The organism is Flavobacterium pectinovorum, assembly GCF_900142715.1.
In the GTDB taxonomy this organism is placed as follows: domain Bacteria; phylum Bacteroidota; class Bacteroidia; order Flavobacteriales; family Flavobacteriaceae; genus Flavobacterium; species Flavobacterium pectinovorum.
This window is the reverse complement of sequence record NZ_FRBX01000002.1, coordinates 931,773-948,825: the sequence shown is the minus strand read 5'-3', so window position 1 is coordinate 948,825 and position 17,053 is coordinate 931,773. Positions and strand designations below refer to the sequence as shown.

The 17,053-nt window shown below is 33.5% G+C and carries 15 protein-coding genes; 8 read left to right on the top strand and 7 right to left on the bottom strand.

Translation table 11 applies throughout. The features are described from left to right. Window positions 1-157 precede the first annotated feature (157 nt). Together BUE22_RS10605 and BUE22_RS10600 are read left to right on the top strand one after the other, a co-directional pair. Window positions 158-3,439, top strand: coding sequence for a glycosyltransferase family 117 protein (locus BUE22_RS10605; RefSeq protein ID WP_073394994.1), 3,282 nt, complete (start codon window positions 158-160; stop codon window positions 3,437-3,439). A 95-nt stretch (window positions 3,440-3,534) separates the two neighbouring features. Beyond that, window positions 3,535-4,173, top strand: a complete 639-nt coding sequence (locus BUE22_RS10600) for a polysaccharide deacetylase family protein (protein ID WP_073394993.1) — start codon at window positions 3,535-3,537, stop codon at window positions 4,171-4,173. Between the two features lie 22 nt (window positions 4,174-4,195). On the opposite strand, the gene BUE22_RS10595 is transcribed toward BUE22_RS10600, so the two are convergent. From BUE22_RS10595 to BUE22_RS10570, 6 genes are all read right to left on the bottom strand, one after another. Continuing rightward, window positions 4,196-4,498, bottom strand: a complete 303-nt coding sequence (locus BUE22_RS10595) for a thioredoxin family protein (RefSeq protein ID WP_042566267.1) — start codon at window positions 4,496-4,498, stop codon at window positions 4,196-4,198. A 71-nt stretch (window positions 4,499-4,569) separates the two neighbouring features. Then, on the bottom strand, window positions 4,570-5,805 hold the full coding sequence (locus BUE22_RS10590; RefSeq protein WP_073394992.1) for a metallophosphoesterase: 1,236 nt from the start codon (window positions 5,803-5,805) through the stop codon (window positions 4,570-4,572). A gap of 195 nt (window positions 5,806-6,000) precedes the next feature. Continuing rightward, window positions 6,001-6,204: a hypothetical protein gene (locus BUE22_RS10585; RefSeq protein WP_042566265.1), complete on the bottom strand. Its 204-nt coding sequence runs from the start codon at window positions 6,202-6,204 to the stop codon at window positions 6,001-6,003. A gap of 106 nt (window positions 6,205-6,310) precedes the next feature. Next, complete coding sequence (locus BUE22_RS10580) at window positions 6,311-7,648, bottom strand: sensor histidine kinase (protein ID WP_243396784.1); 1,338 nt, start codon at window positions 7,646-7,648, stop codon at window positions 6,311-6,313. A 7-nt stretch (window positions 7,649-7,655) separates the two neighbouring features. Then, on the bottom strand, window positions 7,656-8,330 hold the full coding sequence (locus BUE22_RS10575) for a response regulator transcription factor (RefSeq protein WP_042566264.1): 675 nt from the start codon (window positions 8,328-8,330) through the stop codon (window positions 7,656-7,658). A 431-nt stretch (window positions 8,331-8,761) separates the two neighbouring features. Then, a complete protein-coding gene (locus BUE22_RS10570) occupies window positions 8,762-8,971 on the bottom strand; it encodes a hypothetical protein (protein ID WP_042566263.1) in 210 nt (69 codons plus the stop codon). Window positions 8,972-9,288: 317 nt separating this feature from the next. Here BUE22_RS10570 and polA point away from each other — a divergent pair, with 317 nt between their 5' ends. Then, complete coding sequence (polA, locus tag BUE22_RS10565) at window positions 9,289-12,129, top strand: DNA polymerase I (protein ID WP_073394991.1); 2,841 nt, start codon at window positions 9,289-9,291, stop codon at window positions 12,127-12,129. Window positions 12,130-12,218: 89 nt separating this feature from the next. On the opposite strand, the gene BUE22_RS10560 is transcribed toward polA, so the two are convergent. After that, a complete protein-coding gene (locus BUE22_RS10560; protein ID WP_042566261.1) occupies window positions 12,219-13,247 on the bottom strand; it encodes a LacI family DNA-binding transcriptional regulator in 1,029 nt (342 codons plus the stop codon). Between the two features lie 194 nt (window positions 13,248-13,441). On the opposite strand from BUE22_RS10560, the gene BUE22_RS10555 reads away from it, so the two are divergent. From BUE22_RS10555 to rpsB, 5 genes are all read left to right on the top strand, one after another. After that, window positions 13,442-14,188 (top strand): ferritin-like domain-containing protein, encoded by a 747-nt coding sequence (locus BUE22_RS10555; RefSeq protein WP_042566260.1) that lies wholly within the window; start codon window positions 13,442-13,444, stop codon window positions 14,186-14,188. A 26-nt stretch (window positions 14,189-14,214) separates the two neighbouring features. Further along, the gene (locus tag BUE22_RS10550; RefSeq protein ID WP_042566259.1) at window positions 14,215-15,027 is read left to right on the top strand and encodes a ferritin-like domain-containing protein; all 813 of its coding nucleotides are present in this window, start codon (window positions 14,215-14,217) and stop codon (window positions 15,025-15,027) included. 193 nt (window positions 15,028-15,220) lie between these two features. Further along, entirely contained in the window at window positions 15,221-15,676 is a 456-nt protein-coding gene (gene rplM, locus BUE22_RS10545; RefSeq protein WP_026983738.1) for a 50S ribosomal protein L13, read from the top strand. After that, on the top strand, window positions 15,676-16,062 hold the full coding sequence (gene rpsI / locus BUE22_RS10540; RefSeq protein WP_007808909.1) for a 30S ribosomal protein S9: 387 nt from the start codon (window positions 15,676-15,678) through the stop codon (window positions 16,060-16,062). The genes rplM and rpsI overlap by 1 nt, the downstream gene beginning before the upstream one ends. A 173-nt stretch (window positions 16,063-16,235) precedes the next feature. Next, window positions 16,236-17,033 (top strand): 30S ribosomal protein S2, encoded by a 798-nt coding sequence (gene rpsB, locus BUE22_RS10535; RefSeq protein WP_042566258.1) that lies wholly within the window; start codon window positions 16,236-16,238, stop codon window positions 17,031-17,033. The last annotated feature ends 20 nt before the right edge of the window (window positions 17,034-17,053 follow it).

Genomic DNA, 17,053 nt, shown 5'->3' with positions numbered 1-17,053 from the left:
TTCCTCCAAAATCTTTAATACCACCACAAGTATTTCACAAACAATACGTTACTTCGAGCAAATAGTTTTGTAGAATTTTTTGTTAATGGTCGTTTCTTTACACAAAAAAACATTTTCTTTGTAGGATAGAAAACATACAAAATTTTAACACCTAAATATGGCACAATTCAATTTCAATAAATGGAATACAATTATTGGTTGGTTTGCATTTGCAATCGCTTTAATTACCTATACACTAACTGTTGAACCTACCATGAGTTTTTGGGATTGTGGCGAATATATTGCTACAGCCGCTAAACTGGAAGTTGGCCACCCTCCGGGAGCACCTTTATTTCAAATGATGGGTGCCTTTTTCGCCATGTTTGCTATAGATAAAGAACATGTGGCGGTAATGGTAAATATGATGTCTGTATTTTCTAGCGCATTTACAATTTTGTTTATGTTTTGGTCTTCATCAATGATTTTGAAAAAAATCATTGCAAGATTTGCAGAAATTGACAAAAACAATTCAATTGTTATTTTGGGAAGTTCTTTTGTTGGAGCCCTTGCTTATACATTCTCTGACAGTTTTTGGTTCAACGCTGTTGAAGCCGAAGTTTATGCCATGGCTTCCTTATTAATCGCATTGCTTTTTTGGCTTGGATTACGTTGGGAACAAGATATGGACGAACCTAAAGGAAACAAATGGTTATTAATCATTTCACTTGTTATCGGACTTTCTTTTGGAGTTCACTTTATGGCACTATTAACCATTCCTGCAATTGGTTTTCTTTACTATTTTAAACACTACGAAAAAGTTACGATCAAAAATTTCATTATTGCAAACGCTGTTGTAATTGCAATTTTGTTGTTTATATTCAAATTGCTACTTCCGTTAACAATGGCTTTCTTCGGTAAAACCGAAATATTCATGGTAAACAGCATGGGATTGCCTTTTAACTCAGGAACTATTTTCGTTGGATTACTTTTTATTGCATTCTTTTATTTTGGATTAAAATTCACCAAAGAAAAAGGACTGGTTTTCTACAACACTATCATTCTTTGCATTCTTTTTATCTTAATAGGCTTCTCTACCTGGATGATGCTGCCGGTTCGTGCTAATGCCAATACTGTAATTAACGAAAACAAACCATCGGATGCTACAGAGGTTTTAGCATATTACAATCGTGAACAATATGGTGTAAATCCATTGTTTTATGGACCACAATACACAGAAGTATTTGCTGGTTTAGATGCAAAAACGCCTTATTTAGATAAAAAACCAAACTACGAAAGAGACTATAAAACCGGTAAATATATTATTACCAATAATTATAAAAATGCAGAGCAGAATACTGATGATAATCAAAAAACGATTCTGCCAAGAATGTGGAGTACCGAAACCGGACACATTCAAAACTATATCAATTTTACAAATCCTCCTCAATTCAAAATAAACCCTAATTATCCTTATGAAGATGATTTGGCAAAATACGGAATTGACGCCAGCCAATTAAGCGAAGAAGAGTACAATAAAGCTACTGCACAATTACGTAATGAAGTTGAGAAAACAGTTTCTGAATTTAGAAGAGCTTATGCGCAAAAACAAATTGACAACGAAGGTTATGTAAAATTCCTTAAAAGTTACGGCGATTATTTAATCATCGAAAAACCAACTACTGCTGATAATTTCAGTTTTATGATTGAATATCAATTTGGATATATGTACTGGAGATATTTAATGTGGAATTTTGTTGGACGCCAAAGTGACGTTCAGGGGAAATATGACAATCTGGATGGAAACTGGATTAGCGGAATTAAACCTCTGGACTCTGTACATCTTGGGTCTCAGGATAATTTGCCTTCAGATGTTTTAAATAACAAAGGAAGAAATGTTTATTTCTTCCTGCCATTTATTCTTGGACTTATTGGTTTAATGTACCATGCAAATAAAGATCTTAAAAGTTTCTATGTGCTTTTAGCATTATTCTTATTTACTGGAATTGCTTTAAAAATATACTTAAACGAAAGACCTTTTGAGCCTCGTGAAAGAGATTATGCTCTTGTAGGATCATTTTATGTATTTGCAATCTGGATAGGTTTTGGGGTTTATTCTTTATATGAAAGTATTCAGAAATATGTTGCTCCAAGAATTGCTGGCCCAATTATTATTGCGGGAAGTTTATTGGCAGCACCAATTTTAATGGCATCTCAAAACTGGGATGATCACGACAGATCTAACAAACGCACGGCAGTTGCAATGGCAAAAGCTTACCTGGATTCTTGCGACAAAGATGCTATTTTATTTACCATTGGAGACAATGATACTTTCCCGTTATGGTATGCGCAGGAAATTGAGCATTTTAGAACCGACGTAAAAATCGTAAATACGAGTTTATTTATGACGGATTGGTATATCGATCAAATGAAAGCCAAATCGTATGAATCTGAGCCGTTACCTATTTCATTTACGCATGCAGAATATGTGGGTGACAAACTGGATTATGTAGCTCATATACCAAAAATAGAAACTCGTTGGAATATTAATGACTTTATTAGTTTTATTAAGAATCCTAAATCGACTGTTGGTTTACAAAACGGACAAACGATTCACTTTTATCCAACAAATAAAATCAGAGTAAATGTTGACAAAGCTTTAATCATCAAAAATAAAGTTGTCAACCCTAAATACAACGATTCTATTGTTCCTTATATGGATATTGATATCAAAGGAAGCGCGATCTACAAAAACCGCTTAATGATGTTGGATATCTTAGCGAATAACAACTGGAAACGTCCTATTTATTTTAGTGGAGGTGCTTTTGATGATGAAGATTATTTATGGCTGAAAGATTATTTGCAGCTAGACGGAATGGTCTATAAATTAGTTCCTGTTAAAAATACGCCTTCTAAAGATGGCGGACCTATGGATATGGGACAAATTGATGCTGATAAAATGTACGACATTGTAATGAAATGGGATTGGGGCAACAGCGAAAGCGAAAAAATCTATCACGATCCTGAAACAAGAAGAAATAGCATTACATACCGTACAAACCTGTCGCGTTTAATGTATCAACTTATTGAAGAAGGAAAAATTGACAAGGCTAAAAACATTATCAATTTGGCTATGACAAAAATGCCTTTAGACAAATTTGGTTATTATTCATTAGTAGAGCCTTTTGCCGGAGGATATTATAAAGTAGGAGAAACGGCAAAAGCACACAATTTACTTGATAAACTAGTTCAAAAATACAGAGAGAACTTAGATTATTATAAAACTTTAACTGCCGGAGACCAATCTGATTTGGCAATTGATATCATTACAGATATTGAGCGCTACAGAAGCTTGTTACAGGTGATGAAAGAAAACAAGGACTCAGTTTTTTATGAAAAACACAAAGCTACTTTTAACACTTATGTAAATATTTTCGAACGCTTTGGCAGAGAAAAAGAATAATAAGATACGAAAAACATATTAATTAAAAAAATGTAGCATTATTGAAAAATAGCGCTACATTTTTTATTTTTACATATATCTAAAATAATTTCAAAATGAGCTTTTATTGGGTAAAAACTAATTCATTTATAAAAAGGGTATTTTCTAAATATTGTTGGGATATTCCGAACAACGAAAAGAAAATCTACCTCACTTTTGATGATGGGCCTACTCCAGAAATTACGGATTGGGTTTTATCTGAATTGAAAAAATTTGATGCAAAAGCGACTTTTTTCTGTATTGGGAAAAACATAAAAGCCAATTTATCCTTATTTGAAAAACTAATTAAAGAAGGTCATTCAATAGGCAATCACACAATGAATCACGTTAATGGATGGAAAAGCCAAACGAATGATTATATAGAGAATGTAAAAAATTGTGCTGCTGTTTTAGAAGAAGAGAAAAAAGAAAAAACACTTATATTTCGTCCTCCTTACGGGAAAATCAAAAAAGAGCAATCTAAGATTTTACGAAATTTGGGCTATAAAATAATAATGTGGGATGTTTTGAGTGCCGACTTTGATCAAAGCATTACACCCGAGAAATGTCTTGAAAACGTTACTAAAAATGTAAAATCAGGAAGTGTAATTGTATTTCATGACAGTATTAAAGCTTCACAAAATTTAAAATTTGCGTTACCTAAAACACTGCATTTTTTAAAAGAAAACGGGTTTGCTTTTGATATTATTCACTAATATCCTTTTAGGAGAGTTTCCTTTATACGCTAAATTGATCCTGAACGATTCCTATAATAGTATTCGCATCAAGTTCTCCGGATTGTCTCCAGATCATTTGTCCTTCTTTATAAATCATTAAAGTAGGAAGTCCTTTAATACGTAATGCTTCAGCCAGCTCCTGATTCTTATCTACATCAATTTTAATCACTTTGGCTTTATCGCCAAGCGCAGCCGCAACATCCTTAATAACAGGATGCATAGATACAGATGATTCGTTCCAATCAGTGTAAAAATCAATTAACACTGGAACTTGAGCATTTATAAGTTCTCCAAATTTTGACATAAAACCAAAAATTTAATTCTTTTAATCTTTTAAAAAGAGATAATTAATACAAATGTAGCATTTTTAACGAATTAAGCCACATTGTTGCCTTTTTTTAGTTCAATAACCGTTATTTCCGGCATGATACCAACACGTCCCGGATAGGCATGAAATCCAAAACCGCGGTTTACATAAACATATCTTCCTACATTTTCATAAAGGCCGGCCCATTGTTTATATATGTATTGAGCCAGACTCCATTTAAAATATCCCGGAATTTCAATTCCAAATTGCATTCCATGCGTATGTCCTGCTAATGTTAAATGGAAATTTCTAGGATGCTCTTTAATCTCAGCTTCCCAATGACTTGGATCATGGCTCATTAAAACTTTAAAATCGTCCTGATGAACATTTTGCGAAGCTTTATTTAAATCACCCGCTTTCTTAAAATTCACACCCCAGTTTTCAACACCAATAATTGCAATTTTATCATCGCCTTTTTGAATGTAAGTATGTTCGTTTAATAAAAGTTTAAAACCTATTTGCCCGTAAAGACTTTTAATAGCCTGAAAATTTTCATCTTTTTCTTTTTCAGAAGGCCATGTCACATATTCTCCGTAATCATGATTTCCTAAAACTGAAAACTTACCATATTTATACTCTTTTATTCTATTAAAAGCCGTTAACCATGGGTTCATTTCTACAGCGTGTGTATTTACAATATCACCTGTAAACAAAATTATATCCGATTCTTGTTCATTAATCAAATCAATAGCATAATTTATTTTTTCGGGATTATCAAAACTTCCGCTATGAACATCTGAAATCTGAGTGATTTTAAAACCATCAAAAGCATCCGGCAAATCAGGAAAAAAGATCGTTTGTTTGAATACCTTAAAATTATATTTTCCTTCAAAAATTCCGTAAATCAAAGATAAAAACGGTACGGCAGCAAGCCCTAAAGCGATCTGACTGATAAACTTTCGTCTGTCCGGCATCATTTCTTTTCTTGGAGCATTATAAATAAAATAATTCAGGATACTTGCCCCTACTCTAAAAATATCTTCTCCAAACATTACCAATGTCAGAACAATTTTTGGGACATAAACCAGCAACATTAAACCTGTAGTAAACATGAACTGTTTAGTTTGACCAACAGAACGATCTACTTGCGAAAAAGAATAAATTATAAAAAGTAAAATAAGTAAGCTTATAACTTGATAACTGATCAAAACCCATCTTAATTTGATTAGGGTACGAAAGGCTTGATAAGAATAAAACTCAATAAATAAAAAAAGGGCACAAAGAATAACAAAACGAATTATCATGTAGGTATAGTTTTAAGCAAAGTAACAAAGAATGAAAATTTTATTGCTTTTTATTATCAAAAATTTAACTCAAAAAAGAAACAAAAAAAGCTGATAGATTTCTCTAACAGCTCTTTCTCTGACTAAAAATTATCATTGTCAACTAATTTCATAAACCAAACCAACAATTTATGAACCCAAAATGAAAATCAATCGTTATTTTTTAGCTTTTGCAGTTTCTGGCTTTGCAGCTTCTGTTTTTGCAGCTTCAGCTTTTTTATCTGCTTTTTCTGCTTTCTTTTTTGAATGTTTTGTAGCTTTAACTTCTTTTGTTGGAGTAGTTTGAGCTGGAGTAGTTTGAGCGTTTACCATTGCTGTTGTTCCTAAGATTGCTACAGCTAACATTACTAATTTTTTCATGACTTAAAGTTTTTATGATTATTATTGTTTCATTATTTATAAGCCAAAGATATAATCGCTAAATGAAGACAAAATGAAGAAATTATCTTACTAAAACAATTAACATTTAATTGGCTTTTACAAGATTTGGAAACAATAATAAAAACGTCGTTCCATGATTTAAAGTCGAAGTAACTTTAATTTCGATGTGATGAAAAACGGCAATACTTTCTGCAATAGCAAGACCTAAACCCTGTCCGTCCTGATCTGAGCTAATACGGGTAAAACGATTGAATATACGTTCTAGTTGAGATTCATCCATTCCAATTCCGGAATCAGAAATAGATAAGAAATAATTTTGATTTGAAAATCCGTCGCTAACTTTGACATTTCCATTTTCGCGATTGTATTTTATCGCATTGGTTACCAAATTATACAACAAAATATGAATTAGTGTTTTATTTCCTGTAAAATGAAAATCGTGCCGAATTGCATTTTCAAACTGCAAACCTTTATCCTCAATTCGATCCTGCAAATCTTCGTATAATCCATTTATGATTTCATTAAAGTCAATACTTTCATTGGCTTCATATTGATTGTTTTCGATTCTGGAAATCAACAATAAATTATTAATGATTTTTTTGAGCATATCCAATGTTTTGAGCGAACTGGCAATTTTATCAATTGCATTATCATCCAAAGAATCATTTTGAAGCAAGTTCTCCAATTTGTTTTTTAGCAAAGCAATTGGCGTAAGCAGTTCATGAGAAACATTCGAAATAAATTGTTTTTCTTTTTTGAAAACAATTCCAATGCGGTCCATCATTTGATTTAAAACCAAATCCAATTCTCTAAAATCTCTCGATTTGGCATTTATAGGCGTATAATCAAACGCTTCGGGTTCGTTTACACGCCTTATTTTAGTATCGATAATTTTATAGAAAGGTTTAAGCAAGTATTCAATATAAAAAGTATCTGCCAAAAAAGTGACCAGAAGAATAACCACCAAAACAATAATAATAAACAGTTTTATAATAAATGTAAGATCATTTACTTCGCTAAGACTGCTTCCAATTTCCAGTTGATAATCCTGATTTTCATAAGTAAAATGATGGCGAAGAATTCTATATTCACTTTCTTCACCTTCAATAATTCGGAAATCGTTGCTAAAAGTGGTTTTCTTTTGTTTTGGTTTAACCGAAGTTCTCGACAAAACCAAAAACTCACTGTGTAAGGTCGAAAATTGAGAATACGTTTCGGTAGAATCACCTTCGTTTTCGATAAAATCATTAATTTCATTTTGGTTTAAATGATCAATGAATTTTTTCTTCTTTTCCAGCAATCCATTATTAATGTGTTTGTAAACTACATTCTGAACTAAAATTGGCAACATCAGCCATAAAACCAAAATCACCAACAAACGCGTTAGTGCATTAAAAATAGCCAGTTGATGTTTTATTTTCATCGTTTATTTATTCGTTTATACGATAACCCACATTTCGTACGGTTTCGAACCAATCTATAGCAGTATGTTTGTCGAGTTTTTTTCGAAGATTTCGAACATGAACATCAATAAAATTAGAATCAGAATTGACTTCGAGAATATCTCCCCAAATATGCTCTGTAAGCTGTAATCTTGTAATTACCCGGTTTTTATTCAGAACCAAATACTGAAAAATATCAAACTCTTTTTTCGTCAAATTAATTGGAATTGAATCGTAGCTTACTTTATAATCCTGCAATTGCATTGAAAATCCGTGAATCAGTAAATCATTCAAAGTAAAACCATGTATTCTACGAATTACAGCGAATATTCTGGCGCTAAGTTCTGTCAAAGCAAATGGTTTTGTCAAATAATCATCGGCACCAAGATGCAGTCCATTAATTCTGTCATCGAGTTCGCCGCGTGCCGTAATAACAATTACCGCTATTTTAGATTTTGATTTTCTAACAGTTTTTAAAACCTCAAAACCATCTCCGTCAGGCAAACCAAGATCGAGCAGCATCGCATCATAATCGTTGCTGTTGATTTCTTCTAAAGCATCAGCGCATGTATTTGCAATTTTGCATATATAACCCGTGTTGCACAAAAAGTCGTAAACTTCTGCAGCAAGTTCTTTATTATCTTCAACAATTAAAATATTCATAAGCCGATGTTCTAAGGGATTAACGCTAAATGTTATGAGAAACATTAATAATTTTATACTCCCTAATTATTTTTTACCGCAGAGGACTCAATCCCGATAGCTATCGGGATTCACAGAGATTCACTAAGATTTAAGTTGTGTTTACACAATCTAAGTTCCTAAAGCTTTGTGAACTTTGTGATTTTACTAAACTTAGTATATTTAAAAACCTTGCGTTCTCCGTGGCAATTTTTTTCTCTCTACAGGTTTTAGAATTAATCTGTTCTAAGCGCAACTAAAATTAAGCAAATATAAAAAGTGCGGTTGCCAATTATTAAAAAATTAACGAATCAAAAAAAAAAAGCTGATAAATTTCTCTATCAGCTCTCTCCATAATTATCCTTTCTGTTTTGCTGCCCTTACAATTCTTCGATAGCAAAACAAAAAAAATACTATTTACTTGCTTTGGCAGGTTCTGATTTAGCAGTTTCAGATTTTGCTGTTGCTTTTTTCTCAGATTTTGCTTTTTTCTCAGCTTTGGTTTTTGGGTGTTTTGTTGCTTTAATTTCTTTCACCGGAGTTTCTTTTCCTTTTGCAGGAAATGCACTTACCATCACACTTGTTCCTAAAACTGCTACTAATAACATCAATAAATTTCTCATGATTTCTACTATTTAAAAATTATTACTTTTTATTTTACAGATCAAATTTACCTCTGTAAAATGAAGAGAAAATGAAGAAAATAGCTACCGTGAATATTTTAACGAGACATTAACGGTTTGTGTGGTTTTCCACCATATAAGTTATATAAGTCAATATTAGTAGAGACGCTTATTATTGTAGAGACGCACTGCAGTGCGTCTAACATTACGTTATTAAAATTAAATGAACTTATATAACTTATATGGTGAAAAAAAATTCTTATTAGTCTAATTTTTGAGAACCCAATTGTTTATTTTTACAGACTAATATTTTTTTTATGTCAACTCAAAAACGTCTTTTTCTTCTCGATGCCTATGCATTAATTTTTCGTGGATATTATGCCTTTATAAAAAACCCGCGAATTAACTCAAAAGGAATGGATACATCAGCGATCATGGGATTTATGAATTCGCTTTTAGATGTTATAAAACGTGAAAAACCGGATCATTTAGCTGTAGCTTTTGATAAAGAAGGAAGTCAGGTTAGAACCGAAATGTATTCTGATTACAAAGCAAATCGTGATGCAACACCTGAGGCGATTAAAATTGCTATTCCGTATATTCAGGATTTATTAAGAGCCATGCATATTCCGATTATCGAAATGGCCGGTTGCGAAGCCGATGATTTAATTGGAACTATTGCCAAACAAGCCGAAAAAGAAAACTACAAAGTTTTTATGGTTACTCCCGATAAAGATTTTGCACAATTAGTTTCTGAAAATATATTTATGTACAAACCAGCCCGTATGGGAAATGGTATCGAAATTTGGGGAGTTCCCGAAGTTTTAGCAAAATTTGAAATCGAAAGACCAGATCAGGTAATTGACTTTCTTGGAATGATGGGAGATGCTGTCGATAACATTCCGGGACTGCCGGGAGTTGGAGAAGTTACCGCTAAAAAATTCCTGAAAGAATTTGGTACGATGGAAAATCTTTTGGAAAACACACATTTACTGAAAGGTAAAATGAAAGAAAACATCGAAGCCAATAAAGAAAAAGGAATTTTATCTAAAAAACTGGCTACTATTATATGCGACTGCGATGTTGTTTTTAATGAGAATGACTACGAACTTTCTCGCCCTGATATTGAAAAAACAGACGCTATTTTTCAGGAATTGGAATTTAGAAGAATGGCCGAACAATTTGACAATTTATTTAAAATTGGCGGTGGAAATGAATTAGCTAACAAAGGTGACGAAGCCAAATTATATAAAAAACCACAACCTAAAAACGAAGATCAGTTTGATCTGTTTGGAGGCGGTGCAACTATAGACGCAGAAACTGAGGAAAGAACTTCCTTTTACAATACTCTAGAAAACACAACGCATTCCTATCAGGCTATTGAAGGTGATTTGGGAATAAAATTGCTTTTACAAAATTTACAAAAGCAGACTTCCGTTTGTTTTGATACAGAAACAACTGGTTTAGACGCATTGCACGCAGAATTGGTTGGAATGTCATTTTCTTATGAAAAAGGAAAAGCTTTTTATGTTCCGTTTCCTGAAAGTCAGGAAGAAGCACAGATTTTAGTGGATAAATTCAAACCGTTTTTTGAGAATGAAAACATCGAAAAAATTGGTCAGAATTTAAAATACGACTTAAAAATACTTTCTAATTATGGTGTTACCGTAAAAGGAAAACTTTTTGACACTATGATTGCGCATTATTTGATTAATCCGGATATGCGTCATAATATGGATATTTTGGCAGAAACATATTTGAAATATTCTCCCAAATCTATTGAAACGTTAATTGGTAAAAAGGGAAAAAATCAAATTTCGATGCGTCAGGTTCCTCTTGAAGATATTAAGGAATATGCTGCAGAAGATGCCGATGTTACTTTACAATTAAAAGAAATCTTCACTACAGAATTAGATAAAACCGAAACCAAAAAATTATTTAATGAAATCGAAATTCCGTTAGTAAGTGTTTTAGCTGCAATGGAAACCGAAGGAATTCGTTTAGATACAGAGTTTTTAAGTATCATGTCTAAAGAAATGGAGATTGAAATCAAATCTTTAGAAGAGAAAATATACGAAACTGCGGGCGAGAAATTCAATTTGGCCTCACCGAAACAATTGGGTGATATTTTATTTGACAAATTAAAAATTGGCGGCGCAAAACAAAAGAAAACCAAAACAGGACAATATGCAACCGGTGAAGAAGTTTTGACATATTTGGCAAACGACAACCCGATTGTAAAAGAAATTTTGGATTGGCGCCAAATGGTGAAATTACAAAGCACTTATATTTTGGCTTTGCCAGAACAAGTAGATAAAAAGACATTGCGCGTTCATACCGATTATATGCAAACTGTTGCCGCAACGGGACGTTTGAGTTCTAATAATCCGAACTTACAAAATATTCCGATTCGTACAGAAAGAGGCCGTCAGATTCGTAAAGCGTTTGTAGCGCGTGATGAAAACCACACTTTAATTTCTGCCGATTACTCGCAAATAGAATTAAGAATTATTGCTGCTTTAAGTGGTGAAGAAAATATGATTAAAGCTTTTCAGGATGGAGAAGATATTCATAAAGCCACCGCTGCAAAAGTTTTTGATGTTCCGTTAGGAGAAGTTTCACGAGAACAAAGAAGCAATGCCAAAACAGTAAACTTCGGAATTATCTATGGTGTTTCTGCTTTCGGATTGAGCAATCAAACTTCGTTATCAAGAAGCGAAAGTGCTGCTTTGATCGAAGCGTATTATAAAACATATCCAAGATTAAGATCTTATATTAATGAGCAGATAGAATTTGCACGTGAAAAAGGATATGTGCAAACGATTTTAGGTCGTCGCAGATATTTAAAAGACATTAACTCGGCAAATGCTGTGGTAAGAAGTGCCGCTGAACGAAATGCCGTTAACGCACCAATTCAGGGAAGTGCTGCCGATGTCATTAAAATTGCGATGATCAACATTCATAAAAAATTAACAGAAGAAAACTGGAAATCTAAAATGCTGCTTCAGGTGCATGATGAGCTTGTGTTCGATGTTCACAACGATGAGCTCGAAAAAATTCAGCCTATGATTAAACATGAAATGGAGAATGCTTTTATAATGGCTGTTCCTTTAGAAGTTGAACTTGGTTTGGGTAAAGACTGGCTGGCTGCGCATTAATAATTTTAGATTTACCTACAATCTTGTCAGAAATGACAAAAACGAAAAAAGACTGCCCTTTCGGACAGTCTTTTTTTATATTTTTTTGTTTATTTAACTTTTCTAGTCGACTCTCGTTCTTTCAACTTTGTTTTAATAACGATAGTTTCATAATCTGAAGTTTCATCTTCTTTTTCTTCTAAACGTTTGATTAATTGTTTAGCGGCAACCTCTCCAATTTCAATTCCGTGTTGGCTAATTGTAGTTAAACTTGGTGACAAACGGCGGGATGCTAAAATTCCATCGGCAAAACCTATTATCGAAATATCTTCCGGAACCCTAAAACCTTTTTTCAAACTTACTCTTAAAGCAGCAACCGAATCATTTTCATCCAAAGCAAAAATGGCATCGATTTTATGATCAAACAATCCATCAATTTTAGCTTTCATATCATCTTCAGAATCGGTACGAAGGATAATTTTTTCGTTTACCGGAATATTGTTGTCTTTTAAAGCTTTTAAATATCCATCAGCTCTCAATTTCCCAACACTTAAATTATCTACAGAAGAAATTAAGGCAATGTTTTTACATCCTAAATTAATTAAATGCTGTGTTGAATTTAAAGCCGAATCAAAATCATCAACTACAACTTTATCACATTCTACTTCATCTGCAATTCTGTCAAACATTACAATTGGCGTTCCGTCATTAATAATAGCAGAAAAATGACTGTAATCTTGTAATTTCTGAGCTTCTTCAGAGACAGAAAGAATAAATCCGTCAATTGTTCCGTTGCTCAGCATTTCAAGTGTATGAATTTCTTTTTCTAAAGATTCATTCGAAATACATGTAATTACATTATATCCTTTTTTATCCGCTACTTTTTCGATACCACTAAAAACCTTTGCAAAAAAGGAGTTTAATATATTAGGTATAATTACCCCAATAGTTTTGGTTTTACGATTCTTTAAATTCAGACCAATAACATTCGGCTTATAATTTTTGAGTTTGGCATACTCCTTAATCTTCACCTTCGTTTGCTCACTGATTTCCGGACTGTCATTCAATGCTTTAGACACAGTCGACACAGAAACACCTAGTTCTTTCGCAATTTGTTTTAGAGTTGCTTTAGCTTTCATCTAATAAATGTTTATGTAATTGATACAAATATAGTAGAATTACCGAAAATAAAACAAAAAACACCTATTACTATTTCAAATTATAAGCCCTTTTCAAAATAAAACTAAAAAAGATTGATTTTATAAAACCGCACTTCCTAAAATTTCGTTAATAACTTAATACATGTTATTAACTTATTAAAAAACCTTTAATTATGAAAAACGAAGTTAAAATTCATGAAGTAGATCCTTCATTGAATAACAGAAGGAGCTTTCTTAAGCTCAGTGGCTTAACATTAGTTACCGCAGGTTTGGTTTTGGCTGGATGCAGCGATAATGATAACGATGAAGAAATGGATGACACTTCATTGCCTGGAATTCGAAATGGTGTTTTCGATTTAGGATCAGGAGATTTTGGCGTACTAACTTATGCTTATGCCTTAGAACAGCTTGAAGCAGATTTTTATACTAAAGTTGTAAATGCTACAAGTTTCAATGCAACTTTTAACGATACAGAGCGTCAGGTTTTGACTGACTTGTATCATCATGAAGTAATTCACAGAGATTTTTTCAAAGCAGCTTTAAGCGGAGCACTTCCAGATCCTAGTTCACAATTACTTCCATCCTTAGCTTTTAATTATGGTGCTTTAAATTTTAACAGCCGTACCGAAGTTCTTGCTACTGCAAAAGCACTAGAAGATACCGGAGTCGCTGCTTATAACGGAGCGGGAAAATTAATTAAAAGCCCTGACTATTTAGTATTGGCTGGGAAAATTGTTTCTGTTGAAGCAAGACACGCTTCAGCGATCAGAAGTTTGATTAATCCAAATTCTAAAGATTTTGCCGGTGATGATGTTATTAATACATCAACAGGATTAGATGTTGCTCAGGATCCTTCTAAAATTCTGCCAATTGCAGGAGGATTTATTACTACAAAATTTACTGCCAAATATTTACCTTAATCTTAACTAGCTAAAACTTAGAAATTATGAATATTTTAAAATTTATAGAAACCTTCACTGATGATAGCTTAATGAGAAGCACTGGCTCTCGCAGAGACAGTTTTTCGCAGTTTGGAAACATAGGAAAAACATTGGCATATGCATCAATTCCATTCGGATTATCTGCGATGGCAAATAAAGCATTAGCAAAAGATATTACTGCAACTCCCGCAACTCCAATTGGGGCTTTGCAATTTGCATTGACTTTAGAATATCTTGAAAACGAATTTTATGCTATGGCCTTAGATTCAGGAGTAATTCCTGCATCAGAAAATGGCGGACGCGATTTAAAGGTTTTCCAGCAAATTGCAGCACACGAAGCAGATCACGTCTCTTTTTTAATCGCTGGTTTGGGCGGTACCATGAGTGCAAATTTTGTTCCGAAACCTACTTTTGATTTCACTGTTGGTGGAGCATTTGATCCTTTTGGTGATTATCCAACCTTTTTAGCATTGGCACAAGCCTTTGAAGACACCGGAGTAAGAGCCTATAAAGGTCAGGCCGGAAATTTAATTACAACACCTGACTTATTAACTGCAGCATTACAAATACACTCTGTAGAAGCTCGTCACGCATCAGAAGTACGACGCCTGCGCGGATTAAAAGGATGGATTTCTAATGATGAAAGAGGTGCCGGAATGCCAGAAGCAACTCAGGCAGTTTACGCTGGCGAAGGCGTTACAGTACAGGCAGGTTATAATACCGCTACTTTATTTGGAGCAGCCGCCGGATCAGAAGCTTATGATGAGCCGCTTGCAACACAACAGGTAGTTGATATTGCCAATTTATTTATTGTTTAACAAAAAAAAATCTAAATATTGAACCACCTTCGCGTTATTGTGAAGGTGGTTTTTTTTTATTGTTTTAAATAAAAAAGGGAGACCCTGATTTTCAGTAGATAAAATAATCTTTTCAGGTATTTGGTTTTAAAATAATTAATTGTACTTTTGCATCCCCTTTATTGGGGATGGAATGTTTAATTAAAATAATATTATGGACGCATTAAGCTACAAGACAATTTCAGCTAGCAAAGCCACTGTAACAAAAGAGTGGATTGTTGTTGACGCTGAAGGTCATAACTTAGGTCGTCTTGCTTCAAAGGTTGCGATGATCTTAAGAGGTAAGTACAAGCCAAGTTACACACCACACGTTGACTGTGGAGATAACGTAATTGTTATCAACTCAGAAAAAATTAACCTTACAGGTACAAAAATGAATGACAAAATTTACATGCGTCATACAGGTTACCCAGGAGGACAAAGAACTTTAACTGCTAAAGTATTGCAATCTAAAAATCCTGCATTATTAGTAGAAAAAGCTGTAAAAGGAATGTTACCTAAAAACAAATTAGGAGCTGAACTTTTTAGAAATCTAAATGTTGTTGTAGGTGCTGAGCATACTCACGGAGCTCAAAAACCTAGAACTGTTAACCTAAACGATCTTAAGTAATGGGAGTTATTCACAAAATCGGTAGAAGAAAAACCGCTGTTGCACGTGTATATGTTTCTGAAGGAACAGGAAAAATCACTGTAAACAAAAAAGAATTCGCAACTTACTTTCCAACTGCAACTTTACAATACAAAGTTTTACAACCAATGTCTATGACAGAAAATGTAAACAACTTTGACGTAAAAGTAAACGTTTACGGAGGTGGTTCAACTGGTCAGGCAGAAGCTGTAAGAATGGCATTGGCACGCGTTATGTGTGAAGTAAATGCTGAAAACAGAGCTATCCTTAAACCAGAAGGTTTATTAACAAGAGATCCAAGAATGGTTGAACGTAAGAAATTCGGTCAGAAGAAAGCTCGTAAGAGATTCCAATTCTCTAAACGTTAATATTACCTGTCTTGTACATATGGTACAAGACATCATCAATTTATTGAAATTAAAAAACACAGTTGTTGTTGCTCTCCTATCGAGGTAGGAAATAGTTTAGCATCTAAATGTATAAAGCCTGGGAAACCGCCATTTATACATTGCTAATCAACAGAACGTAAACTAGTACAAAAATGGCAAACAAAATAGAAGTAAAAGACTTACTAGAAGCAGGTGTTCACTTCGGACACATGACTAGAAAATGGGATCCAAACATGGCCCCTTACATTTATATGGAGCGTAATGGTATTCACATTATCAATCTATATAAAACTGCAGCAAAAATTGAAGAAGCTAACGAAGCTTTGAAAAAAATCGCTGCATCAGGTAGAAAAATTTTATTCGTAGCTACCAAAAAACAAGCTAAAGACATCGTTGCTGAAAAAGCAAAGGCTGCAAACATGCCTTACATCACTGAAAGATGGCCTGGTGGAATGCTAACTAACTTTGTAACTATCAGAAAGGCAGTTAAAAAAATGTCTTCTATTGATAAAATGAAGAAAGATGGTACTTTCATGACGTTATCTAAAAAAGAGCGTTTGCAAGTTGATCGTCTACGTGCTAAATTAGAGAAAAACTTAGGTTCAATCGCTGATATGTCTAGACTACCTGCAGCATTGTTCGTAGTAGATATCAAAGCTGAACACATCGCAATAAAAGAAGCACAAAAATTAAACATTCCAGTTTTCGCAATGGTTGATACGAATTCTGACCCAAGAGAGGTTGATTACGTTATTCCTGCAAATGATGATGCTTCTAAATCAATTGACAAAATTTTATCTTTAGTAACTGCTGCTGTAATCGATGGTCTTTCTGACAGAGGTTCTGATAAAGAAACTGAAGTATTTACAGAAGAAGCTGCTGCTGAAGCTGCTCCTGCTGCAGAGGCTGCACCAGCTGTTGAAGCTGCTGCTCCTGCAACTGAAGAATAAATCAAATTTTAAATTCCAAA

Bases quoted from the DNA above. Each gene is read 5' to 3' on its own strand.
- BUE22_RS10605 (WP_073394994.1), top strand. From the start codon at position 158: ATGGCACAATTCAATTTCAATAAATGGAATACAATTATTGGTTGGTTT.
- BUE22_RS10600 (WP_073394993.1), top strand. From the start codon at position 3,535: ATGAGCTTTTATTGGGTAAAAACTAATTCATTTATAAAAAGGGTATTT.
- BUE22_RS10595 (WP_042566267.1), bottom strand. From the start codon at position 4,498: ATGTCAAAATTTGGAGAACTTATAAATGCTCAAGTTCCAGTGTTAATT.
- BUE22_RS10590 (WP_073394992.1), bottom strand. From the start codon at position 5,805: ATGATAATTCGTTTTGTTATTCTTTGTGCCCTTTTTTTATTTATTGAG.
- BUE22_RS10585 (WP_042566265.1), bottom strand. From the start codon at position 6,204: ATGAAAAAATTAGTAATGTTAGCTGTAGCAATCTTAGGAACAACAGCA.
- BUE22_RS10580 (WP_243396784.1), bottom strand. From the start codon at position 7,648: ATGAAAATAAAACATCAACTGGCTATTTTTAATGCACTAACGCGTTTG.
- BUE22_RS10575 (WP_042566264.1), bottom strand. From the start codon at position 8,330: ATGAATATTTTAATTGTTGAAGATAATAAAGAACTTGCTGCAGAAGTT.
- BUE22_RS10570 (WP_042566263.1), bottom strand. From the start codon at position 8,971: ATGAGAAATTTATTGATGTTATTAGTAGCAGTTTTAGGAACAAGTGTG.
- polA (WP_073394991.1), top strand. From the start codon at position 9,289: ATGTCAACTCAAAAACGTCTTTTTCTTCTCGATGCCTATGCATTAATT.
- BUE22_RS10560 (WP_042566261.1), bottom strand. From the start codon at position 13,247: ATGAAAGCTAAAGCAACTCTAAAACAAATTGCGAAAGAACTAGGTGTT.
- BUE22_RS10555 (WP_042566260.1), top strand. From the start codon at position 13,442: ATGAAAAACGAAGTTAAAATTCATGAAGTAGATCCTTCATTGAATAAC.
- BUE22_RS10550 (WP_042566259.1), top strand. From the start codon at position 14,215: ATGAATATTTTAAAATTTATAGAAACCTTCACTGATGATAGCTTAATG.
- rplM (WP_026983738.1), top strand. From the start codon at position 15,221: ATGGACGCATTAAGCTACAAGACAATTTCAGCTAGCAAAGCCACTGTA.
- rpsI (WP_007808909.1), top strand. From the start codon at position 15,676: ATGGGAGTTATTCACAAAATCGGTAGAAGAAAAACCGCTGTTGCACGT.
- rpsB (WP_042566258.1), top strand. From the start codon at position 16,236: ATGGCAAACAAAATAGAAGTAAAAGACTTACTAGAAGCAGGTGTTCAC.